This is a genomic window from Luteolibacter sp., from assembly GCF_039920825.1.
Taxonomy (GTDB): Bacteria; Verrucomicrobiota; Verrucomicrobiia; order Verrucomicrobiales; family Akkermansiaceae; genus Luteolibacter.
In genome coordinates this window covers 47,089-68,184 of the sequence record NZ_JBDSCX010000046.1, presented here as the reverse complement: position 1 = coordinate 68,184, position 21,096 = coordinate 47,089, and the positions used below count along the sequence as shown (strand labels likewise).

Here is a 21,096-nt window from a genome sequence, read left to right as displayed (position 1 = left end):
ACTGGTCATTTAATCTGGTCAGATGAGAACCATCAGCGCCACCGAATTCAAGGCGAAGTGTCTCCAGTTGCTGGACGAGGTCCAACGAACCGGAGAGGACCTCATCATTTCAAAGCGTGGCAAGCCGGTGGCGCGGGTGGTGGCGGAGAAGGAAGCGCAACCCTGGCTGGCCCTGCGCGGCCGGGGCCGGATGGTTGGCGATCCGTTTGAGCCGGTTTTGAAGGAAACTGAAATCGACGCGTTGAAATGAATTTGCCACCCATTCTGGATACCCACATCTGGATCTGGTGGATGCTGGGCGATCCGAGCCTGAGCCGCGCGGAACGGGATGCGCTGGACGCGCTGCCAGCAACCATGCGGCCGATGCTCTGTGACATCAGCTTGTGGGAATTTGCCACTCTCGTGGACATGGGACGGGTCGAAATCGATGTGACCGTGGAAGAATGGCTGCGGGTCGCGGCGTCACCATCGACCGTCAGGATGCAGCCGATCACTCCCGGGATCGTGGCGGAAATGAACCGGCTTCCGGCAAGCTTCCATCGGGATCCTGCCGACCGGTTGATCGTGGCGACAGCGCGTTTCCTGAAACATCCATTGGCGACCAAAGACCGGAAAATCCGGAATTCGAGATTGGTGTCTCTTTGGAAACCTTAGCTGGCGGCGGGGTTTTCATGGGTTTTCGGCACCTCACCATTCCGGCTTGATACTTTCCGGGTAAAACTAAAACCTGCGCCTCCATGTCCGCAGCCGTTCAACACACTCTCGCCGGTTCCGCCACCCTTGAAGGCACTTCGCTCCACACGGGAGAGAAGGTCACGCTCACGCTAAAGCCAGCTCCGGAAGACCACGGGTTCAAATTCCGCCGCATCGATTTGCCAGACCAACCGTTCATCAATGCCGACGTGGCCAAGGTGCAGACGGTGGAGCGTGCGACGACGCTGGCAGAGGGATCGGTCAAGGTTCACACCGTCGAACACGTCATTTCCGCCCTGGCGGGGATGGGAGTCGACAATTGCCTGATCGAAATGGACGCCAACGAGCCGCCGATCGGCGACGGTTCGTCGCGGCCGTTCGTGGAAATGATCAAGAAGGTCGGGACGCTGGCGCAGAAGAGCCCGCGCAAGGTGTGGGAAATCCGCGAGCCGATTCATTTGGAAACGGGCGATGGCACGATCATCACCATCGTCCCGTGCAAGACGTTCAAGGTTTCCGTGACCAACGTCGGCCCGGAAGGACGCTTCACGCAGTATTTCTCCAGCGAGGTGACTCCGGAGCTCTACGAAAAGGAAATCTGCTCCGCGCGGACGTTTGTTTACTACGAGGACGTGAAGCCGCTGTTGGAAAAGGGCCTGATCAAGGGCGGTTCGTTAGAGAGCGCGGTGGTGATCCGTGGAAATGAAATCATGTCGAAGGAATCGATGCGGTTTCACAATGAATTCGCCCGCCACAAGGCGCTCGATCTCATCGGCGATCTGATGCTCTCCGGCGTCCGCATTTTCGGCCATGTCATCGCGGTGAAGCCCGGCCACGGACCTAACACGATGATGGCATCCAAGCTGAAAACCGAGTACGCCCGGATGCGTTCGATGGTGCCGGCTCCGATTTTGATCCCGAATGGTGAAAGCGTTTTGGACATCAACGAGGTGTTGAAAATCCTGCCGCACCGCTATCCGATGCTGATGGTGGACCGCATTGTCGATTGCCTGGGCGACAGCAAGTGCACCGGGATGAAAAACATCACGATCAACGAGCCTTATTTCGCCGGGCACTTCCCGGGACACCCGATCATGCCTGGCGTATTGCAGCTTGAAGCGATGGCGCAGGTTTCCTCGGTGCTGATGCTCCGCAAGCCGGAAAACGCGGGAAAAATCGGCTACTTCATGAGCGCGGACAGCGTGAAATGGCGGCGTCCGGTTTTCCCCGGCGACACGCTTTTCATCGAAACCGAAATCGTCAAGATGCGCGGTGCCATCGGCCAGACCCGCTGCCGCTGCCTCGTCAATGGCGAGGTCGTTTCCGAAGCGGAACTCAAGTTCGCGCTGATGGATCGGTGAGGAAGAGGTTGATGGTTGAGAGTTGATGGAAAGAGGAAGAAACCTCGCCGTCATTCGCCTCTCGCCCCACCTCTCGTCATCGTCCTTTTTACTATCAACCATCCACTCTCAACCATCAACTTCTCCCATGTCCGAACGCAAGACTCTCGACGAACGCGCCCAAATGACCGACCTGGAACGGGTCCGCCACTCCTCCGCCCACGTGATGGCCACCGCCATCCTGCGGATTTGGCCGGACGCGCAGTTCGCTTACGGCCCGCCGATTGAGGCCGGTTTCTATTATGACTTCGAGATGAAGCATCGGGTCACGCCGGATGATTTCGAGAAGATCGAGGCGGAGATGAAGAAGATCTCGAAGGAAAACCAGAAATTCGAATACAAGGCGATTTCCCGCGAGGAAGCAAAGGCGATGGCGGAAAGCGGCCGCCTCGGCGGACTCACGGAGCGCCCGGGCAATCCGTCGCGCTTCAAGCTCGACCTCATCGATAAGATTCCGGAAGGCGAACAGATTTCCTGTTTCCAGAACGGTGACTTCATCGACCTCTGTGCGGGGCCTCACGTCGGCTACACGTCGAAGTGCAAGAACGTGAAACTGATGTCGGTGTCGGCGTCGTTCTATCTGGGCGATGAATCGAAGGGCAGCCTTCAACGGCTTTACGGCACGGCGTTTGAAAACAAGGAGGAGTTGGAAACGCACCTCAATCGTTTGGAGGAAGCGAAGAAGCGCGACCACCGGAAGCTCGGCCGCGAGCTCGGACTTTTCCACATCGATGAAATGGTCGGTCAGGGACTGGTTCTTTGGAAACCGAAGGGCGCTCTGGTCCGTCGTTCGTTGCAGGAATTCATCACCCAGGAACTCGACAAACAGGGTTACTCGCAGGTCTTCACGCCGCACATCGGCAAGCTCGATCTCTATCGAACGTCCGGGCATTTCCCCTACTATCAGGAAAGCCAGTATCCGGCCATCGCCGAGCGCGATGTGTTGGAAAAACTCGCCGACGAGGACGCGACCTGCGCCACGCTCATCAATGGACTATCAGATGGCACCTACGAAGGCTATCTGCTCAAGCCGATGAACTGCCCGCATCACATCAAGATCTACGCGAGCGATCACCACTCCTACCGCGACCTTCCGGTTAGACTGGCGGAGTTCGGCACCGTCTATCGCTGGGAGCAATCCGGCGAGCTCGGCGGCATGACCCGCGTCCGTGGTTTCACGCAGGACGACGCGCACCTTTTCTGCACGCCGGATCAGGTGGCGGAAGAAGTCACCGGCTGCCTTGAGTTGGTGAAAAAAGTCCTCAAGACGCTCGGCATGCACGATTACCGCGTGCGACTTTCGCTCCGGGATCCGGATTCGGACAAGTATGTCGGCGATCCGGAAAACTGGGACAAAGCCGAAGCCGCGCTGCGCCAGGCCGTGCAAACGCTCGGCGTGGACTACACGGAAGAACTCGGCGAAGCCGCTTTCTACGGCCCGAAGATCGACTTCGTGGTGAAGGACGTCATCGGCCGTGATTGGCAGCTCGGCACGGTGCAGGTGGACTACAATCTGCCCGTTCGTTTCGGCCTCAGCTACGTCGGTGCGGATAACGCCCAACACGTTCCCGTGATGATCCACCGCGCGCCGTTCGGTTCGCTGGAGCGCTTCACCGGCCTGCTGATCGAGCATTTCGAAGGAAAATTCCCGACCTGGCTCGCACCCGAGCAAGTCCGCGTCATTCCGATTTCCGAGAAGACTCTCGAAGCCGCAGAAGCCGCGACCGCGAAACTAGCGGATGCCGGAATCCGTGTCACCATCGACCGCACACCGGACAAGGTCGGAGCGAAGATCCGCCTCGCCCGTCTCGACCGCATTCCTTACATGATCGTGCTCGGTCAGAAGGAAGTGGACGAAGGCACCGTTTCCATCCGCCGCCGCGACACGGAAGAACTCACGACCATGTCGCTGGAGGATTTCGTTGCCAAAGTGAAATCGGAGATCGCGGAGCGGAGTCTCTGAATTTGCGAACTGTGGACTTGGCCTGTCGGTGTTTGATGGTAACTTCCCCATCATGACACTGACAGGATTTCCTCAGGTTCAGGCACTTTCTATCCGGGAAAAACTGGAGTTGGTGGACGAAATCTGGAAATCAGTGGCTCCAGATCTCGAAGCCATGGAAGTTTCAGAGAAAGAAAAGGAACTGCTGGATCAGCGCTGGACGGACTATCTTGAAAATCCTTCCTCGGCACTAACTCCCGAGCAGTTCAAGGAAAAGCTCGATGCGATGCGCGCATGAGAGACATCCGGATCCTTCCGGCCGTCCTGATGGATCTTGCGGAAGCCGCCGCTTGGTACGACCGGGAAGGACATCCCGGTCTCGGGGATAGGTTTATCAATACCTTTTACACCAGTCTCCCTAAAATCGAAAAGAACGGAGAATCCTACCGGATGGCCTACCAGGATTTCCGCAAAATCATCATCAGGCCCTTTCCTTATTCGGTTTATTTCCGGCTGCATGACGAGATGTGGATCGTAACGCTGGCGGTTCATGCGGCACGGAACCCGGACTTCGCAAAAGGCATTCTTGAAAAGCGGAGATGAATCTCTGTCCCAGCCACCGAACGCAGGAAAAATCAGGCTTGCCGAAATCCGATCACTTGCCTATTAAATCGCCTTAGACGTTCAGTTGTTGCCGAAAACCTTAGGTTTCGGCAGTCCGAACGCTCCTGATTCCGGCATCCGCCGCCCAATGATTTTCTTGGAACGATACATGATGACTCTCAAAACCGATCCTCTCGATCGGTCCGGCCCCGCTGTCTCCGATCTATGATCCGGCGTTTGGTCCATCGTTCCGCACCCCTCTTCGCACCGATTTCGTGCGGCGGCCTTGTCCGTCCGTGCACCGGTGTGTCGCATCTACCCACTGGAGGACAAAGCCATCGCTAAGCCACAAAGAGACCAAAATAGGGGTCGTTTCCGCGATATGACGCGGATCAACGACCGCATCCGTGCCCCGAAAGTTCGTGTCGTTCTCGCCAATGGCGAGCAACTCGGCGTCATGAGTTCCCGCGAGGCGCTCGCAAAAGCCCAATCGCTCGGACTCGACCTCGTCGAGATCGCCGGCCAAGTGGACCCGCCGGTCTGCAAGATCGTCGATTACGGGAAATACAAGTACGAGCAAGCGAAGCTGAAAAAGCAGAAGTCGAAGAGCGCCACCCGCATGAAGGAAGTCAAATTCCGCGTCGGCACCGGCACCCACGACTACAACATCAAGCTCGGCCGTGCTGAAGGTTTCCTTGAGGGAAATCACAAGTGCCGCTTCGTCCTACAGTTCCGCGGTCGTGAAAACGCCCACAAGGACCTCGGTTTCGTAGTCCTCAACCGCATCATCGAGGACCTTAAGACCATGGCCCAGGTGGACCAGGCTCCGCGCCTGAACGGCCGCGCCGTTGCCATGATCCTCTCTCCCCTTCCCGCCCACCAGCGCAAGCGGAAGTTCCACCTCTTCCACGGCGAGCTGATGGAAGAAGACGACTTCGAGGACGAGGAAGTCATCGACGAGGACATCCCGGACGAAGTGCCCGACGAAGTCCCGGATGAAATCCCCGCGGCGGAGGAAGAAGAGTCGCCGAAAGCCTGATTTCAATAATCCGTGGCGGTGGATCATTTCCACCGCCACGTTTTTTTATGCTCTATCTCTTCGATATCGACGGCACGCTGGTGGACACCGGTGGCGCGGGAATGACGGCTTTGAACGAAGCGACGCGCGAGGTGTTCGGCCACGAAGGTCCGGAACTCGATCTCGCGGGCAGCACGGATCTCGGCATCATTGCGAACATCCACGCCCACTTCGAAATCGAGCCGACTCAGGAACGCATCGATGCGTATTTTGAGATTTACCACGCCCGGCTGGAGTGGAATCTGGCTCACGGCGGATTTCCCGGCCGCGTGTTCGACGGAGTGCCGGAAATTCTATCAGAGCTGGCAAACCGTCCCGGAGCGACCGTCGGACTCCTAACCGGCAACACCGCCGGCGGTGCCGCCCGCAAGATGCGCCACTACGGACTGGCAGCGCATTTTCCGTTCGGGGCATACGGTTGCGACCATGCGGACCGAAATTTGTTAGGACCGGTCGCGCTCGAACGCGCCGCCGCCCACGCGGGCCGGAAATTCACAGCGGCCGAGACGCTCGTCATCGGCGACACGCCGAAGGACATCGCCTGCGCCCATGCCATCGGTGCCCGCTGCCTGGCGGTTTCCACCGGCCGTTTTTCCGCCGAAGAGTTGAAAATACACGGTGCGGATCATGTAGTGGAATCGCTGGATCAGGCGTTGGCTTGGATTTGAATCAGTGTATCGGCTCTAACGTAGCTGGATTTCCTCACTGATCGTTTTCCTTATCCGGAAATTCCATTTCCACTGCTCACGGATCGAAAAACGCAGCGGCAGTTTCAGTATCAACAGGAGTTTTGTGTGCGTCCAGAATCGCCTTCAAGGCATTCTTACGCTCGGAAATGTCAAGGCCGCGCTGTTCCGCCTCCGAGGAAAATGCCGGGATGATTTTTGCCAGCAGTTCCAGATGAATCCGGTCGTTGTTTGCCACCTCGGGAAGATCCCCGGGGTGCCAGGCATGGAGTTTGCCGATAAACAATGACAACGGATCCAACAGCGGAATGCCGTCGATGATCACTCCGAAGCCATAGGGACGATCCGGCCCGTCATCCACCCAAGGCATCGCCTCAAGGACTTCGATTACCGTCTCCCTGCCATCGGGCAGAACCAGCGGAATGACATAATTTTTACCCAGCCCCGGCGGCTCGTTCCTGGTGGCCGTCACGAAGCCTTTCAGTTGACACCCTTGCAAACGCATCCCTTGTCCGAAGGCCTGTGCGAGAAGCCGACCTCCGCGCAGGTCGATGTCCTTGCTGAAAATGGGACCATCCGTCGGGATTCCAAAATACTGCGCCCAAGCTCCCACCGCCAATCCACCGATGACCACGAAGTCGGACTCGGAACCGTCCGCAAGTTGCCTCACCACGACGGAGAAATCCGACAGCGAGACTATCTTGTCCATAGATAGATGGGCGTTTTCCTCGTGCTCTTGGCAGGCACTGCGATTCCGTCCCACTGCAAGGGAGGCGCGATGGCCATCTGCCTGACATCTTCAAGGGCACCGGGAGATTCACGCCATTCCATGCGGAGCCGTGCCTTTTCCGCAATCAGCCTGCGGTGCAGTTCGCTGCCCCACTCGGTTTCAATGACAGGCACCTCCTCCATGCGGGGAAAACTAGCACCGCTGCCATCGGATTGAAAAGAGCGAATGAGGCGGACGGGAATTCGATCTTAGCTCTCCTCTCAGGCATCCCCCTTGTCATGGCGGCCCAAAAACGTGACTGTCGCGGCTATTTTCGCCCTCTCGATGTTGCCATCCGAGGACTGGCACCAATCACCGCCTTCTCCTCAGCACCATCAACCCCGCGCCGGCTGCCGCCAGCAGCCAGGTGCCCGGTTCCGGGATCTGATCGAGGAACACCTTGTAAACGTCCCCTTGGAGATTCAGGAACGTCTCGATCTGGCCATTGGAGAGATCATACCGCATGATCCTGGCGTTCTCGCTCCAGTAAAGGGAGTCATCATCGACCGCCATCCCCTGCGTCCCGACGGAAGAGACGAGGGTCTGGCGGTTCGTCCCGTCCTGGTTCATGCTGTAGATTTTGTGATCGATGTTATCGAACCAGAAAAGGCTGGAGGAATTGACGGAGATGTGGCGCGGCTGGTTCAGCCCGCCCAGTAGCAGCGTGGGCGTGGCGGGATTGGATTGATTGAGGCTCCAGATGGACCCGCGGCCATTGGAGTTCACGTCGAGCTGGGTCCAGAACAACTGCTGTTCGTTGGCAGCCAGATAGACGGGAGAAGGGGCCGTTAGCGGAGTCAGGCTGTAAACCGTTTCCAGGTTGCCACCATTCAGATCGGTCCGCCAGATCGTGTCGTAGAAGGAGTCGCTCACATAAATGTAATTGTCCGTGACTGCGAATTCCCCGGCGCTGGTCGCGTGGTTGATTTCATACAACTTCGTTCTGGAACCACTCTGGAGATCGGTCCTGTAAACCCGCGAAACCCGGTTGGTAAAGTCCTCGTCGATGGAGTAGATCGATCCATCATGAACCTCCATGCTGCTGGACAACAGGGATTGCGGGAATGTTTCCGATGATCCGCTCTCCCCGGGAATGATCGAGTGGACACCGTAACGCACATCGCCGGGAAGCCCCTGGCCGGTCCAGCTCAGGCGCACGGCGGCCGCCTGGCAGATGGCGATCGTTACGATAGAAAAGGCAAACAGGACGGCAAGGGAGGATTTCATCGGGGAGCGGAGCATTGAATTCCCTTTCGAGTTTCGAAAGTGAAAAAATCTACAGCGGTTGGAAGAGTGAGGCTCGGGAGTTCTCGCAGGGAGAATGAAGTGAAAATTCAGAAATCCATGAAGGGAAGCCGCTTTCCTTGGATTCTCGGCGCTCGTCTTTCAGGCTTTGATCGGTTCAACGCTTGTTAGTCGGGACTGCCCCCTTCGATGTTAGTAACTGCCCCCTTCGACTGACCCCTTCGATTATCGCTAGACCCTTTTAAAGTCAGAACATGATTCCGAAAAACAACCGTGAGGTCACTGCGGAAGAAGCCTTGGAACAATGTCGCCGCAACCGCCAGGAAGCCCGGATTCAGGAAAACCGGGATCGCCCGCGCCCTTGAGGCTGTATTTCGCCGCACGGGATCTCTGGGTCCGAACCAAGTTCCTTGGTCCAATGTTCAACGAGACAGAATTTTTCGGGCGAGTTCCTTGTTGTGGCGAGCTGCCTCCACACCACCCGCGGTCTGCGCGACCACGATGGTGCCGTGGATGAGGGAAAGGATGGGAAGCACAAGGTTCTTTGCGTCCCCGGGCGCGATTTGACCGAGCAACTGGTTCACCAGCTTCTCGATTGATGCAAAGTGTCTGCCGATGTGGGCGTGGACTTCGGGCTCGTCGCGTTCGGGACCGAATTCCGCAAGAGACTTGATGAAGGGGCAGCCGTGGAAATCCGGATCGGTGATCGCGAGATCGAGCGCATCGAACAGCGCGAGCAATCGTTCGAGCGCCGGCTGCGAGGTGTCGCCCGTGAATCGTCCGACGAGCTGCAGCCATGTTTCCTCCTTCGCAGCCAGGTATGCGGCGATGAGGCACGCCTTGGATGGGAAGTGGCGGTAGAAGGTCATCTTCGCCACTTTGCTTTCAGCGATGATGCGATCGATACCCACGGAGTGGACGCCATGTTTGTAAAAGAGGCTCGACGCGGTCTGCAATACGCGGTCCCGTGGAGAAAGGGCGCCAGAGCCTGTTGCGATCTTTTTCGAGGGGGTGTGACTCATCGCTGGGATTTTACCGCGCATCCGCAGGCCGACAAGACAGATTTGTCTGCTTCCTTGTTGACGCAATGTAGACAGATCTGTATCTATCTGCCCGGCGACATTCGACCGCCGCCACCAGAACATCAAAATCATGAACTATTCCGCCCCTGATCTCGCCGCCTATCCGCCCCGCAGTCCCCGCGCCCAGCTCGGCGGCTACGCCATCCTGCCCCGCATGCTCGACAAGTGCCGCGCCACGCTTGCAGGCAAGAAGGGCGAATACCATTACGCCTGCCCGACGGACCAGCGCTTCTTCCAGTTCACAGGAATCGATCCAGAGACGCTGAAGGCTGAAATCGCGAAGGGGCTCAGTGATACGGAAGCGCTCGCGTGGATCACCGCAAACGCGCCGAATCAACACATGGGCTGGGAAATCGCCCTGTGGACCGCCTCCGTCAATCAGGCCGTTCCCTCGGACAATGAATGGCGCGCGTTTTTTAATGAGCTGGTTACTGCGGCAAAAATCGCCCACCGCGCGGACATCCAGACTTGGTTCGAGTACATCGAGGCGGACGATTATGTCAGCTTTGGTGGCAGACCATGATTCGGCCCAGGACGGTTGTGTCCGAAGCTGCGGCATTCGGGCGGTGGTGAGCTTGGTTTGCCGAAGGAAACGACGGTGGGTGGCGGCAGTCTGGAATTGATTCCCGAAGAAATTCCTCGTAGCCGGGAATTGGGAAATTTCATTCTCATTTCCTGCCACACGAAACTTCCGCCACCCATCTACTCCGCTATGACTAAAGGCCAAAGACTAAAGGCCTGTCCCTCTGTCATGCGTTCTGGAACCACTCTGGATATCGGTCCTGTAAACCCGCGAAACCCGGTTGGTAAAGTCCTCGTCCATGGAGTAGATCGATCCATCATGAACCTCCATGCTGCTGGACAACAGGGATTGCGGGAATGTTTCCGATGATCCGCTCTCCCCGGGAATGATCGAGTGGACCCCGTAACGCACATCGCCCGCAAGCCCTTGGCCGGTCCAGCTCAGGCGCACGGCGGCCGCTTGGCAGATGGCGATCGTTACGGCAGAAAAGGCAAACAGAACGGCAAGGGAGGATTTCATCGGGGAGCGGAGCATTGAATTCCTATTCGAGTTTCGAAAGTGAAAAAAATCGACCGCGGTTGGAAGAGTGATGCTCAGGAGTTCTCCCAGGGAGAATGAAGTGAAAACTCAGAAATCCAAAACGGAAAGCCGCATTCCTTGGATTCCTGGCGCCCGTCTTTCAGGCTTTGATCGGTTCAATGCTTGTTAGTCGGGACTGGTGACCCCGCCTACGCATTTTCTATCTCCATATAAAAAACACCGTGCGGAGTGCCGCACGGTGCTTAATGTTAGATTCCCGGAATGTTTCCCGTCACGGAGCGATCGTCACCTGGAGCCTCATGAAACGGTGCGAGGCTGCGGTTTGTGCGATGGTATCCCGATAGGTCACGGTCTCCGTGCCGTCGCCATTGCTGACGGGGCTGCCGACGGGCACCGCGTCACCGGCCCAGGTCCCGGGCAGCGAGCTATTGGTTTGAGGTGAATATGTCAGCTCCGGCGCAACCAACTGGCGGCGGAAAGTAAGCGTGAGGTAATTGCTGCCACTGATGGATTGCAGTCCCACGGTCGGGATCCCTGCGAGACTCGCGGTTTTCGGAGCAAGGCCCATGGCAAATTCCAGCAGGTTGACGATGCCGTCATTATCAGGATCAGCGAAGTCTCCACTGATGCCCGCGCTCTCCAATTCACCGGCAGTGAATTTCGCCTCGCGCCAAGTCTGATAGGCAGTGAGCGATCCGGGATCGGTGATGCTGACCACGGTTGCCTGCGTGCTGCCTAGCAGAGCACCGCCCAGCAGCGGTTGGCCGAGGTTCACGGTGAAGGTCTCGGCGCCTTCCGTGAGAGCGTCAGTAGTGATGGGAACGGTGATGGTTTTCACCACCGCATCGCCGTCGGCCCACGAGAGGGTGCCGCTGGTGGTGGTGAAATCCGCCGCACCCGCCGTGCCGGCGACGGTGGAGTAGTTCACGCTCATTGCTCCTGCGGAACCACCGGAACGGGTGACGGTCAGAACGGAGCTGCCGCCCTCGACGACAGATGCTGTGGCGGAGGCAAGCTGGAGGGTACCGGGCAGGGCGGATAGACCACCGAACATGCGATGCAGCGGACCGCTTTTCCCTTGGAAGGTGCCACCATCCGTGCCGAGCAGTACTTTGCCGTCCGCCTGCATGGCCAGCGAGTTGACCTTGGTGCTCGGACCTCCGGAACCGCCGTAACTGGTATCAACCACCCCGGCACTGCTGAGCCGGACGAGATGCGGGGCGCTGACTCCGTTGAAGGTCGTGAAGTCGCCACCTACCAGGATTTTTCCGTCAGGCTGGATCAAGAGTCCGCTGCACGCACCATCGGAAGTGGCGGGGAATCCCGTATCGAGCGCGCCGGTGCTGGTGAGCCGGGCAAGTCCGCCGCGGGTGGTGTTGTTATACGCACCGAATCCTCCCGTGATCAGGATTTTCCCATCGAGTTGCACCGCGATATTATCGATGGGAATCAAAATGCCGGTGTCACCTTGTGGGGTCGTGCCCTCAGCCGGGCCGTTGAAAGTCGCGTCCCGTGCGCCTGTGGTGGTGAGCCGGCAGAGGCTGGCAGTATTATCCGCGAAATAGAAGGCCCCGCCGACCAGCAGCTTGCCATTCGCCTGCAGGGCAAGTGCTGACACGTTCCAGCCGCCCACGTCCGCGAAATCCGGGCCAGTGAAGCTGGTGTCGAGACTTCCATCCGCATTCAGCCGGGCGATGTACTCGCGAGGGGTGCCATTGTAATTTAGGAAACGTCCTCCGATGAGGATCTTACCATCCGGTTGTACTAGCACCGCATTGACAATGTCATCCGCACCTCCTGCCGGATTGAAAGTGGTATCCAGTGAACCGTCCGCGTTGAGTCTGGCAATGCCATTTCGGGTAACACCGTTCATCGTGATAAAGGTGCCGCAGACAAGGATTTTACCATCCGGTTGGCGTGCCAGATCTCTCACACTGGTGCCCGTGCCGGCACCATTGGCCGTCGCGAAGGTGCTGTCAAACGCGCCGGTGGAAGTCATCCGGGCGATTCCCACGCGGTTGTACACCGTGAAATCCGCATCCTGCTCTTGCGAAAAATATCCGCCAATGAGGACGCTACCGTCGGGCTGGGCCAGCACTTTGTTCACCGCGTTGTTGAGGAATCCCACTGCAAATTGAGGATCGCTTCCACCCGGATCCACGATGGAAACCGTCGCCGCAGGTGCGTCAACAAGAACAGCCCCACCGGTGACGGCGCTCAAGGTGACGGTGAAATTTTCCGGCCCTTCGGGCAAGCCATCCGCGCTGACGGGGATATTGATTGTTTTGTCCGCGCTATCGCTATTCGCCCAAGTCACGTCCCCGCTGCTCGCGGTGAAGTCTGCGGGAGAGGTGGCCGTTCCGGGAGAAGTCGCCCAATGCACGCTGACGGCTCCAGTAGAATTATTGCTACGGCTGATCGTAAGTGCTGCTGTGCCGCTTTGCTCATCTGCTAAGAATGTGGAGCTGGTCCAAGCGATTCGCGGCACGAAGGTGACTTGCACGTCCAGATATTCGTCCGCGCCGCTGCCACCGCGGGCTACAGTGTTCAGAGTGATGCCGGCAGCGGTGTCATTGAAGGATTGTCCCACGGCGAGCGGGGCGTCATCCACGCTGGTGCCCGGTGTGTTTAAATCAAGAAGCAGTCCGTTGGTGTTTTTATTGGCTCCCCAGACAACGTAGGCACCGTTGTTGAAATTCTCATTCGCGGTAGCGCGGCGGTAACCGATCCAGTAATCCTGCGTCCGGTTGCGGACCACTTTCAAGGAAAGCGGGCTCGCAAGATTCGCAGCCGGTGAGTCAAAACGATGGACACGGTAGGTGCCGCCGCTGGTGATCGTCGTCACGGCCGCATCGGGCAGCCACTGGACAATGCTTTTGTTCCAGTGGTCGAACTGGTTGGCGAAGACCTTGCCGTCTCCCATGATATCGGAGGTGTCGCCATATTCCACCAGGCTGCCAGTGGGTGAAACAGGATTGCCGTCAGTGACAAGCCATGAACTGGAATGGTTCATGCCATAGGTGTGACCTGTTTCATGGGCAATGACGGGCAGGTTGTAGTAGCCGGTGATCCAGATGTTTTTGCCAGGAGTGGAGCCGAGGCCGGCGAAGGTCATCTTGCTGAGGGGGAGATTTCCCAAATAGCTGTACGCCACGACAATCCGGTCGTAGTTCGCCATGTTGAGTCCGGTAGCGGTTGCCAGAGCTTCCGCGTCCGTGTGCAACAGCGTTGCATTGCCGATCCCGGGCTCACCAGTTGCCACATAGAGGGAGGCAGGGCTGGGCATGCGGAGGACTGCGGTGACATCAGGGGAAATTCCCGAAACCACCGGAGCGATACTCAACGCGGTTTGGCCGTAGCTGCACTGGTTAAAGTAGTCCTTGATGCCATTCGGATTGGTGTAAGCATTCACCGCGTAATCCGGAGTGACAGTGTCGGTATTTCCTGCTCCCGCATCATTGATAGGGGTTCCCGGGACATCCGAGAAATCCACACGGATGACGAGCACTTTTTTCGTGCCGTGTGTCCATGCGTAGGCGGGGCGGCCGGTGACCGTGCTGGAGCCCGGAGCGCCATTGGCTTGCAAGCCTTCGCCGCCGATGAGGCGGGCTTCCAACTTGCTGATGTGCTCCGGTTTGCAAACCATCTGGATCTTCCCATCGGTTTCCACCGCCGTGATTTCATGGGTATTGAGCGAGCCGTTGGTTTTGACGGGAGTGGTTTCACCGGAGATCAGACAAACCTCGGATACCTGTTTTCCGTCCGCAGTCTCGCCAGCTTCCAAAACGCGGATGGGAGAATCGCTGACCGCGAGTGCGCCGTCCAAAGCGATGCCGATAACGGAAACGTCCGGCAGATAATTGAGTTCAGCGCGGCGCCCATACGGGAAAGCGACGTATTCCGAGCGATCCACGAGGGCATGACGAGTTTTCGGAACGACAGCATTCGACCCCGGAACCGGAGTTCCTGAGAGCATGTTGATCGATCCTTTTCCGGAAACTCGGTCTTCAAGCAGAGCGATGACCTGCGCGGGCAGATCCTTGCGCACCATCACCGGCACTGCGGCGGCGAGCGCCTGTTCGGGATTTTCCCAGATCATTTTCGCCAATACCTCGCGACGGCTGGTGGCGGTGGCGATGCCATCTGCCAGCATCGCCTTACGCCCTTCAGCGGGTGTCGCGAGATAGCGATTCGCCCAGTTCGCAAAGGCGAGGCACTCAGCCTGGCTCTGCGACTTCCACAGCGAACCGATGATGTTCGCGGCAGGCGTGGCGGCCCCCGGCGTGGTGGCTGGATTTCCCGAAATTTTCTCCGGAACAGGCAGCGAGAGTGGCGGTGTCGCCGCCGTCGCTCCCGGGGTATGGGATGCCGGAAGCGGTTTGGGTCCGGTGCTCGCCTGCGAGGCGGGCGGACTTGATGGAGTCAAATAGGACCAGGTGATTGCGGCTGTTGCGGCAACGGTGATAACGGCTGCGGTGAGCCGGAGGCGGTGGTTGGGATGCATTCGATTTGGATTCTACGGGGAGGCGCGCAATCGATCGGGAGATAGGGATGATGAGGGATCACCCGCGGATCGAGGCTTACAAAAACAAACAGTCTGTATGAGAGCTGGAGACCGATGAAAGACAAGCCTTATCCCGTGGCGTTTGTGCTCAGAAAGGGAAGAAGATCGGAAGCGCTATCAGGATGTCTCTCTCGACGCCTTGATCCACGACGGCCGCCAACTCGGCGAACCCGCCACCGAAAACGAAAATGTGGCTGAAGCGGACGAAGCACAGGCGCGCATCCTCCACGCACTGCGCATCGCCATCCGCGAACAACTCACGGACAAACAACGCGCCATCGATGGGGTCAGTCGATGGTACCAGTCCCGACTAACACGCATTGGGTTCTGTAGCAGTGTATCGTAAACGAGTTCAAGGGTAATGGAAGAAGGGGCATGCGGCGGGGTAGCCGAGGCTGCAGGTGGTGAGGAAGAATTGGGGGGACAGGAATGTCCCCCCTCCTTATGGCGATTAGACCGCGGGTAGTGGCTCGGGGGTGGCGTCACCCGGCTTCTTGCGCGGGGTGCGCTGGATGTGGGAGGCGGTGGCCCACTCGGCGAGGATCTCGGGGTCGCGGCGGAATTTGTTTTTCACGGAGGTGCCGATGGAGGTGATGAGGGCGCGGGCTTCCTTGATGAGGACGGCGACGCGGGCGGTGTCGCCGACGGAGTCGATCTGGTCTTCCTCCTGTTCCTCGCCTTTGCCGTCGATGAGGGCGAGGTCTGCCTGGAGGTCGGTGACGAAGTTGGGTTCCATGGCGTAGGCGATGAAGCGGGCGACGGTGGCCGGGGTGGCGAGTTCGCCGAGGATGCGTTCGGCATCGGCGAGGATCTGGCGCTGGGTGTCATCGCCGAGGCGATAGGGAGTGTCGAAGCCGGGATCCTTTTTCGCGATGGTGCGGGCGGTGGCGGCGATGGCTTCGAGGTCGTCACGGACTTCGTCGAAGAGGCTGGCCTTGGCTCCGGTGGCGGGGCTGGCGGGGCGGCCCGAGATTTGTTTCGGCGGGCCGATTTCCTGGATGAGCGGGGTGACGCGGGCGACGTCCTTGGCTCCCTCACTGCCTGCGGGAAAGGCGGCGGTGTGGGGAATGACAAAAGTTTCGACGCGCTGGAGGGCTTGATAGACGTTGACTTCGGGATCGGTCATGGGAGTGCTGGATAAGGGGTTAGTAGGTTAGGGACGTGGCTCTTCACGACCTATCCGGTGCCTATCAAGAAGAGTGCGGATTGCAAGTTGCAATTGGATGCTGATTCACCGAAAATCCATAACACTTGGATTGCCAGTGCATTGCACTATCTGATTTTCCCGGAATGCGATCTCTGTCCCTCCGGGGGTGATTCTCGGCGGGTGGTATCCCCTTCTCTGCTGGCGGCGGCGGGTGGTTTCGCCTCCGGGGGTGATTCTCTGCGGCCGGGAACCCATTCTCCGCAGGATGGGGGGCGATCCTTGAATGGCTGGAGGCGATCCTCCGCGGGTGGGAAGTGATTCTCCGCGCGCTTGGGGACTTTCTCCGCATGCTGGAGTTGAATGAATAGGGTGCTGGGGCGAATGGCACGTCGTTAAGCGCGCTTTGCTGCGATCCCCGCCCCAAGGAGTGGCGGACTCCGATCCGCCAGAGCCCATGCGGAGTCAATGGATCGAGAGAATCGCTTTTCATGATCCTCTCATGGGCAGGCGATTCGGAGATCGCCGCTCCTTGTTTCTGCTGCCATTCCTGCCGGAATACAAAGGCGACATACTCCTGCACCATCAACGAAATCCATCTTAACCACGTGCCATTCGTGCTGGGGCTATTTCTCCAAGTGCCAGATTGCCCGATGAGGAAGCAATGTTCGTCCCCGCGCAACTGGCTAGGGCTGCTTTGGAAGAATGGGCCTCGGGGGAAGATACCCCGACGACGGTCTGGAGCGAGACGCTCCAGCCACGGCTCGCGGGATCTAGCAGGGTTATTTCTCCTTCACCGTCATCACGCCCTGCATGACGGAGAAATGGCCGGGTGTGGTGCAGATGAAGGGATATTTGCCGGGTTCCTTCGGGATGAAATAAATCGTGTCACTCTCCCCTCCGCCGAGGCGCTTGGTATTTTTAACGATGAGCTTTTTCATTTCCGCATCGGCCGGCAGATAGTCGTTTTTCGCGTCGCCACATTTCGCGGCGAACATAGGAATCTGGGTATCCGGTTTCAAAATCACCAGATTGTGCCCCATCGTCTTGAGCGGGATTTTCCCGACATTTTTCAGGGTCAGGGCGACTTTATCACCGACGGTCACCTCGAAGGCCTTGGTGTTGTAGGTCATCTGGTCGTTGCAGGTGATCTCGACTTTCACCGGTGCCTGGGCAAGGACGACGGGTGCGGTGAGAAGGAACGCGAGGAGGAGAAGTTTTTTCATTTCCGTGAGTCAGGTTTCTGGAACGATGGAAAATCGATCGACCGGACGCAACCCTCGGATACCTCCGGATTTTTCCCATCGCATTCCGCGAGTTCCCCGCTAGATTCGCCGTCATGACGGAAGGCCCGGTGAATCGGAATCGCGACCATTGGCAGGCGAAGGCGAAGCAAGTGGCGCGCACGGTCAATTTTGCCTGGTGGCTGGAAACGTTTTCGGCACCGCTGCTGACGGCGGCGATCCTCGGCGCGGTGGCGTTGATCGTCGTCAGACGCGAGGTTTCGCACGTGAATCCGTGGATTCTGTACGGCTCCATTGGCGGCGGGGTGTTGCTGCTCGGCCTTGGTTGCTGGGCTTGGGCGAAACGGAAATTCGAACGCCCCGCGGAATCGATGGTGCGGATGGAAGCAGCGATGCGGATGAGGAATTCCCTTTCGGCGGCGAGTGCGGGAGTCGCTCCCTGGCCGGCACCGGTGGAGAAGATCGATGCGGGCTTGTCGTGGCAATGGCCGCGGTTGTTAGTTCCGCCGCTGGGGGCGTTGGTTTTGTTAGCCGCCGGATTGTTCATTCCCGTTTCCGCCCTCGGAACGCGTGGGCCGACGACTCCTGAAGAACCACAGGCGTGGAAGCAACTCACCACCGAACTCGACCGCCTGACCAAGGAGGATGTCGTCGATGAAAAATACCTGGAGGATACTCGCAAGCGGATCGACGAACTCAAAGCCCAGGAGGAGGAGCAATGGTTCAGCCATTCTTCGTTAGAGGCCACGGATTCGCTCAAGAAATCCCATCGTGCCGAAACCGAGCGGGTGTCCAAGGAACTCGGACGCGCCGACAAGGCGTTAGGCGCGCTTGAAAAAAATGCAGGGGCAATGAACGAAGCCGAGAAGAACCGCCAGATCGAGGAATTCGACCAAGCGCTGAAAGGGCTTCAAAACGGCGCGATGAAACCAAACCCCGGGCTGCTGGAGCAGATGAAGCAACTCGGTTTGAAAGACATGGCGAATCTCACTCCCGAACAGATGGAACAGATGCGGGAGAATTTGAAAAAAAACGGTGAAGCCATGAAGAAGGCCGCCGGGAAAGGTGAAGGCGAGGATTGGTCCGACGAATTGCTGGCCGGAGACGGTGATGGCGAAGGAAAAGGCGACGGTGAGGACAAGGGTGATGGAGATGGCAACGGCAATGGCGGAGTGGACCGCGGCCCCGGTCATGCGAATGGCGTTCTGGGCAAGGAAAAGGATGCGATTGAAACCGGAAAGCTTACCGGGATCGAAGCCAAGGACCTTTCGAAAGCGACTCCGGGAGATCTACTGGAACTTCAGGATGGCGAGCACGATGTGGATAAATCCGCATCGCGTATTTCCCAAGGAGGCGGCACGGACGCCACCGGCAAGGGCGGCGACCGCGTCTGGCGGGACGCGCTGGACCCCGCCGAGCAGCAGACGTTGAAGCGCTTTTTCGAGTAGGCGGCGCTTTGATTGATTTTTTTGTGTGCCATCTTCCGTCGCCCTGCTTCACTCCTTCTCGTTCGCGAGATGCCGGAAGATTTACCTGAAGATACCCTTTTGCTTGTAGACCCCGATCTGGATTTCCTGGACTGGGCCACCAAACACCTATCCGCGAAGAACCTGCGGGTCTTGCGCTGCGACAACGCGGCGAATGCGGTGAAGGTCATCGAAAAAACCGCCGTCAGCGTGGTGGTGGCGGCGATGGAGCTGGAACCGTTCGACGGCATGGAGCTGCTCGGGCGGATTTTGCAGCAAAGCCCGCACACGCTTGTGGTTCTCACCGCGGGTTTCCCGACGACCGGTCAGATCATCGAGGCCACCCAGCGCGGCGCACATGATGTGCTGAGGAAAGAGTCGCTGGCCTTCGAATTGCGCCCGGTGGTGGAGTCGGCGTTGCAGACGCAGGACGATCGTCGCAGTGCCGGCCAGCAGGATTCGGAAATGCCGAAGCACGACAGCCGGGTGAAAATGATCGGTATTTCGCGCGCGCTGCAGGAAGTTTTCAAACTCGTCGGCCGCGTGGCGCGATCGGACGCACCGGTTTTGATCGCCGGCGAAAGCGGCACCGGCAAGGAGCTCGTCGCCAAGGCGGTTCACGAATACAGCCCGCGGCGGCAGAAGGAAATGATCACCATCAACTGTGGTGCCATTCCTGAAAATCTATTGGAGAGCGAACTTTTCGGCCACGAAAAGGGATCGTTCACCGGTGCCATCGCCCGCCGTGCCGGGCGCTTCGAACAAGCGGACGGCGGCACGCTTTTCCTGGATGAAATCGGCGACATGCCGCTGTCGATCCAAGTGAAACTGCTGCGGGTGCTACAGGATGGATCGTTTTCCCGGGTTGGAGCCAACGAAACGCTGACGACGGACGTCCGGATCGTGGCGGCGACTCACAAGAAGCTGTCGGACGAAGTGGCGGCAGGACGTTTCCGCGAAGACCTTTATTACCGTCTCAACGTGGTGGAAATCAAGATTCCCGCCTTGCGCGACCGGTTGGAGGACATCCCTCTGCTGGCCGAGTATTTCCTGCAACGCATCACCCGCAAGAACGGTATGGCGCGCATCCGGATTTCCGCGGAAGCGATCAATACCCTGCAAATGCACCACTGGCCGGGAAATGTCCGCGAGCTGGAAAACACGATCGCCCGGGCCTGTGCGCTCGCATCGTCCCACATCCTGTTGCCCGCCGACATTCCTCTGGCCTCGGCTCCTCACAAATCACCGGCAGCCTTCGCCGCGGCGATCGACCAGCTGATCAACGCCGCGCCATCCGGTACCGACCTGCTCGGCTGGCTGAACAGCGAGGTCGCCGGACGCATTCTCGAACGCTCGGATGGCGACCTTAAAATCGCCTCCAACGCGCTGAACCTGACCCTGGCCGATCTCCGGAAACTCCTCTCCAAGTCCGAGTGACATGCTCCACACCGTCGAACATCCGTTGATCGCCGAGGAGTTGACTAAGCTTCGCAATCCGGAATGTCCTTCGCCGGAATTCCGCCAACGGGTTCGCCGGATCGCCTCGATGATGGTTCCCGCCGTCACCGCCAATCTGGAAACCACGGTTGTTTCGTGCACGACGCCGTTGGAAATCACGTCCGGTGTCAAAGTGACCCGCGGAATTATTCTCGTCCCCGTTTTGCGGGCCGGGCTTGGGTTTCTCGATGGCTTTCTCGATCTCATCCCGCAAGCATCCATCGCACATATTGGCGTGGCGAGGAATGAGAAGACCTTGGTTCCCGAGCCCTATTATCTCAAACACCCGCCGGTTCTCGGAGAGCATGAAATCATCATTCTCGACCCGATGCTCGCAACGGGCGGCTCGGCGATCGAAGCCGTGCGCAGCCTGAAGGAAGCCGGAGCGCGCCATGTCCGGTTTGCCTGCCTCGTCGCCTCGCCGGAAGGAGTGAACGCGTTGGAAAACGCGTTTCCCGACCTCGCGATCTACACCGCCTGCCTTGACCGCTGTTTGAATGACCGCGGTTACATCCTGCCGGGCTTGGGCGATGCGGGCGACCGTTTGTTCGGCACCTGCGGCTGAAACGTTGATTTCCGACGATGCATCTCCGTTTGGATGGTTAATTTGATGATCCTCA

General features: G+C 58.5%; 21 protein-coding genes. 13 read left to right on the top strand and 8 right to left on the bottom strand.

Annotated features, from left to right (window positions below; genetic code table 11):
• The first annotated feature begins 22 nt into the window (after window positions 1–22).
• From ABIQ96_RS15150 to ABIQ96_RS15115, 8 genes are all read left to right on the top strand, one after another.
• Window positions 23–250 carry a type II toxin-antitoxin system Phd/YefM family antitoxin gene (locus ABIQ96_RS15150; RefSeq protein ID WP_348215453.1) on the top strand — a complete coding sequence of 76 codons (228 nt, stop codon included), beginning with the start codon at window positions 23–25 and terminating at the stop codon, window positions 248–250.
• On the top strand, window positions 247–654 hold the full coding sequence (locus tag ABIQ96_RS15145; protein ID WP_348215452.1) for a type II toxin-antitoxin system VapC family toxin: 408 nt from the start codon (window positions 247–249) through the stop codon (window positions 652–654). The genes ABIQ96_RS15150 and ABIQ96_RS15145 overlap by 4 nt, the downstream gene beginning before the upstream one ends.
• Before the next feature lie 83 nt (window positions 655–737).
• Complete coding sequence (locus ABIQ96_RS15140; RefSeq protein ID WP_348215451.1) at window positions 738–2,054, top strand: bifunctional UDP-3-O-[3-hydroxymyristoyl] N-acetylglucosamine deacetylase/3-hydroxyacyl-ACP dehydratase; 1,317 nt, start codon at window positions 738–740, stop codon at window positions 2,052–2,054.
• A gap of 127 nt (window positions 2,055–2,181) precedes the next feature.
• Entirely contained in the window at window positions 2,182–4,056 is a 1,875-nt protein-coding gene (gene thrS, locus ABIQ96_RS15135; protein ID WP_348215450.1) for a threonine--tRNA ligase, read from the top strand.
• Window positions 4,057–4,108: 52 nt separating this feature from the next.
• Window positions 4,109–4,333: an addiction module protein gene (locus tag ABIQ96_RS15130; RefSeq protein WP_348215449.1), complete on the top strand. Its 225-nt coding sequence runs from the start codon at window positions 4,109–4,111 to the stop codon at window positions 4,331–4,333.
• Window positions 4,330–4,638, top strand: coding sequence for a type II toxin-antitoxin system RelE/ParE family toxin (locus ABIQ96_RS15125; protein ID WP_348215448.1), 309 nt, complete (start codon window positions 4,330–4,332; stop codon window positions 4,636–4,638). Before ABIQ96_RS15130 ends, ABIQ96_RS15125 begins: the two co-directional genes overlap by 4 nt.
• Window positions 4,639–5,020: 382 nt before the next feature.
• Window positions 5,021–5,677 (top strand): translation initiation factor IF-3, encoded by a 657-nt coding sequence (gene infC, locus ABIQ96_RS15120; protein ID WP_348215447.1) that lies wholly within the window; start codon window positions 5,021–5,023, stop codon window positions 5,675–5,677.
• A 47-nt stretch (window positions 5,678–5,724) separates the two neighbouring features.
• A complete protein-coding gene (locus ABIQ96_RS15115; RefSeq protein WP_348215446.1) occupies window positions 5,725–6,384 on the top strand; it encodes an HAD family hydrolase in 660 nt (219 codons plus the stop codon).
• 76 nt (window positions 6,385–6,460) lie between these two features.
• Here the strand turns inward: ABIQ96_RS15115 and ABIQ96_RS15110 are convergent, their stop codons facing one another.
• From ABIQ96_RS15110 to ABIQ96_RS15095, 4 genes are all read right to left on the bottom strand, one after another.
• A complete protein-coding gene (locus ABIQ96_RS15110) occupies window positions 6,461–7,111 on the bottom strand; it encodes a hypothetical protein (RefSeq protein ID WP_348215445.1) in 651 nt (216 codons plus the stop codon).
• A complete protein-coding gene (locus ABIQ96_RS15105) occupies window positions 7,099–7,314 on the bottom strand; it encodes a hypothetical protein (RefSeq protein ID WP_348215444.1) in 216 nt (71 codons plus the stop codon). The genes ABIQ96_RS15110 and ABIQ96_RS15105 overlap by 13 nt, the downstream gene beginning before the upstream one ends.
• A 169-nt stretch (window positions 7,315–7,483) precedes the next feature.
• Complete coding sequence (locus ABIQ96_RS15100) at window positions 7,484–8,398, bottom strand: PEP-CTERM sorting domain-containing protein (protein WP_348215443.1); 915 nt, start codon at window positions 8,396–8,398, stop codon at window positions 7,484–7,486.
• Between the two features lie 440 nt (window positions 8,399–8,838).
• Entirely contained in the window at window positions 8,839–9,570 is a 732-nt protein-coding gene (locus tag ABIQ96_RS15095; RefSeq protein WP_348215442.1) for a TetR/AcrR family transcriptional regulator, read from the bottom strand.
• Here ABIQ96_RS15095 and ABIQ96_RS15090 point away from each other — a divergent pair.
• A complete protein-coding gene (locus ABIQ96_RS15090; RefSeq protein ID WP_348215441.1) occupies window positions 9,569–10,021 on the top strand; it encodes a DUF5069 domain-containing protein in 453 nt (150 codons plus the stop codon). The genes ABIQ96_RS15095 and ABIQ96_RS15090 overlap by 2 nt on opposite strands.
• 207 nt (window positions 10,022–10,228) lie before the next feature.
• Here the strand turns inward: ABIQ96_RS15090 and ABIQ96_RS15085 are convergent, their stop codons facing one another.
• Together ABIQ96_RS15085 and ABIQ96_RS15080 are read right to left on the bottom strand one after the other, a co-directional pair.
• Window positions 10,229–10,540, bottom strand: a complete 312-nt coding sequence (locus ABIQ96_RS15085; protein WP_348215440.1) for a hypothetical protein — start codon at window positions 10,538–10,540, stop codon at window positions 10,229–10,231.
• Window positions 10,541–10,832: 292 nt separating this feature from the next.
• A complete protein-coding gene (locus ABIQ96_RS15080; RefSeq protein WP_348215439.1) occupies window positions 10,833–15,065 on the bottom strand; it encodes a Calx-beta domain-containing protein in 4,233 nt (1,410 codons plus the stop codon).
• Window positions 15,066–15,207: 142 nt separating this feature from the next.
• On the opposite strand from ABIQ96_RS15080, the gene ABIQ96_RS15075 reads away from it, so the two are divergent.
• Window positions 15,208–15,471, top strand: coding sequence for a hypothetical protein (locus ABIQ96_RS15075; protein ID WP_348215438.1), 264 nt, complete (start codon window positions 15,208–15,210; stop codon window positions 15,469–15,471).
• Between the two features lie 105 nt (window positions 15,472–15,576).
• Here ABIQ96_RS15075 and ABIQ96_RS15070 read toward each other — a convergent pair whose 3' ends face one another.
• Together ABIQ96_RS15070 and ABIQ96_RS15065 are read right to left on the bottom strand one after the other, a co-directional pair.
• Window positions 15,577–16,251, bottom strand: coding sequence for a hypothetical protein (locus ABIQ96_RS15070; RefSeq protein WP_348215437.1), 675 nt, complete (start codon window positions 16,249–16,251; stop codon window positions 15,577–15,579).
• Window positions 16,252–17,051: 800 nt separating this feature from the next.
• Window positions 17,052–17,495 (bottom strand): plastocyanin/azurin family copper-binding protein, encoded by a 444-nt coding sequence (locus tag ABIQ96_RS15065; protein ID WP_348215436.1) that lies wholly within the window; start codon window positions 17,493–17,495, stop codon window positions 17,052–17,054.
• Window positions 17,496–17,608: 113 nt separating this feature from the next.
• On the opposite strand from ABIQ96_RS15065, the gene ABIQ96_RS15060 reads away from it, so the two are divergent.
• The 3 genes from ABIQ96_RS15060 to upp all read left to right on the top strand — a co-directional run bounded on the left by ABIQ96_RS15060 (window position 17,609) and on the right by upp (window position 21,041).
• Window positions 17,609–18,961: a hypothetical protein gene (locus ABIQ96_RS15060; protein ID WP_348215435.1), complete on the top strand. Its 1,353-nt coding sequence runs from the start codon at window positions 17,609–17,611 to the stop codon at window positions 18,959–18,961.
• A 99-nt stretch (window positions 18,962–19,060) separates the two neighbouring features.
• A complete protein-coding gene (locus ABIQ96_RS15055) occupies window positions 19,061–20,416 on the top strand; it encodes a sigma-54 dependent transcriptional regulator (protein ID WP_348215434.1) in 1,356 nt (451 codons plus the stop codon).
• A 1-nt stretch (window position 20,417) separates the two neighbouring features.
• Complete coding sequence (gene upp, locus ABIQ96_RS15050) at window positions 20,418–21,041, top strand: uracil phosphoribosyltransferase (RefSeq protein WP_348215433.1); 624 nt, start codon at window positions 20,418–20,420, stop codon at window positions 21,039–21,041.
• Window positions 21,042–21,096: the final 55 nt, after the last annotated feature.

Coding starts and splice junctions, on each gene's coding strand:
- ABIQ96_RS15150 (WP_348215453.1), top strand. CDS start 23: ATGAGAACCATCAGCGCCACCGAATTCAAGGCGAAGTGTCTCCAGTTG.
- ABIQ96_RS15145 (WP_348215452.1), top strand. CDS start 247: ATGAATTTGCCACCCATTCTGGATACCCACATCTGGATCTGGTGGATG.
- ABIQ96_RS15140 (WP_348215451.1), top strand. CDS start 738: ATGTCCGCAGCCGTTCAACACACTCTCGCCGGTTCCGCCACCCTTGAA.
- thrS (WP_348215450.1), top strand. CDS start 2,182: ATGTCCGAACGCAAGACTCTCGACGAACGCGCCCAAATGACCGACCTG.
- ABIQ96_RS15130 (WP_348215449.1), top strand. CDS start 4,109: ATGACACTGACAGGATTTCCTCAGGTTCAGGCACTTTCTATCCGGGAA.
- ABIQ96_RS15125 (WP_348215448.1), top strand. CDS start 4,330: ATGAGAGACATCCGGATCCTTCCGGCCGTCCTGATGGATCTTGCGGAA.
- infC (WP_348215447.1), top strand. CDS start 5,021: ATGACGCGGATCAACGACCGCATCCGTGCCCCGAAAGTTCGTGTCGTT.
- ABIQ96_RS15115 (WP_348215446.1), top strand. CDS start 5,725: ATGCTCTATCTCTTCGATATCGACGGCACGCTGGTGGACACCGGTGGC.
- ABIQ96_RS15110 (WP_348215445.1), bottom strand. CDS start 7,111: ATGGACAAGATAGTCTCGCTGTCGGATTTCTCCGTCGTGGTGAGGCAA.
- ABIQ96_RS15105 (WP_348215444.1), bottom strand. CDS start 7,314: ATGGAGGAGGTGCCTGTCATTGAAACCGAGTGGGGCAGCGAACTGCAC.
- ABIQ96_RS15100 (WP_348215443.1), bottom strand. CDS start 8,398: ATGAAATCCTCCCTTGCCGTCCTGTTTGCCTTTTCTATCGTAACGATC.
- ABIQ96_RS15090 (WP_348215441.1), top strand. CDS start 9,569: ATGAACTATTCCGCCCCTGATCTCGCCGCCTATCCGCCCCGCAGTCCC.
- ABIQ96_RS15095 (WP_348215442.1), bottom strand. CDS start 9,570: ATGATTTTGATGTTCTGGTGGCGGCGGTCGAATGTCGCCGGGCAGATA.
- ABIQ96_RS15085 (WP_348215440.1), bottom strand. CDS start 10,540: ATGAAATCCTCCCTTGCCGTTCTGTTTGCCTTTTCTGCCGTAACGATC.
- ABIQ96_RS15080 (WP_348215439.1), bottom strand. CDS start 15,065: ATGCATCCCAACCACCGCCTCCGGCTCACCGCAGCCGTTATCACCGTT.
- ABIQ96_RS15070 (WP_348215437.1), bottom strand. CDS start 16,251: ATGACCGATCCCGAAGTCAACGTCTATCAAGCCCTCCAGCGCGTCGAA.
- ABIQ96_RS15065 (WP_348215436.1), bottom strand. CDS start 17,495: ATGAAAAAACTTCTCCTCCTCGCGTTCCTTCTCACCGCACCCGTCGTC.
- ABIQ96_RS15060 (WP_348215435.1), top strand. CDS start 17,609: ATGACGGAAGGCCCGGTGAATCGGAATCGCGACCATTGGCAGGCGAAG.
- upp (WP_348215433.1), top strand. CDS start 20,418: ATGCTCCACACCGTCGAACATCCGTTGATCGCCGAGGAGTTGACTAAG.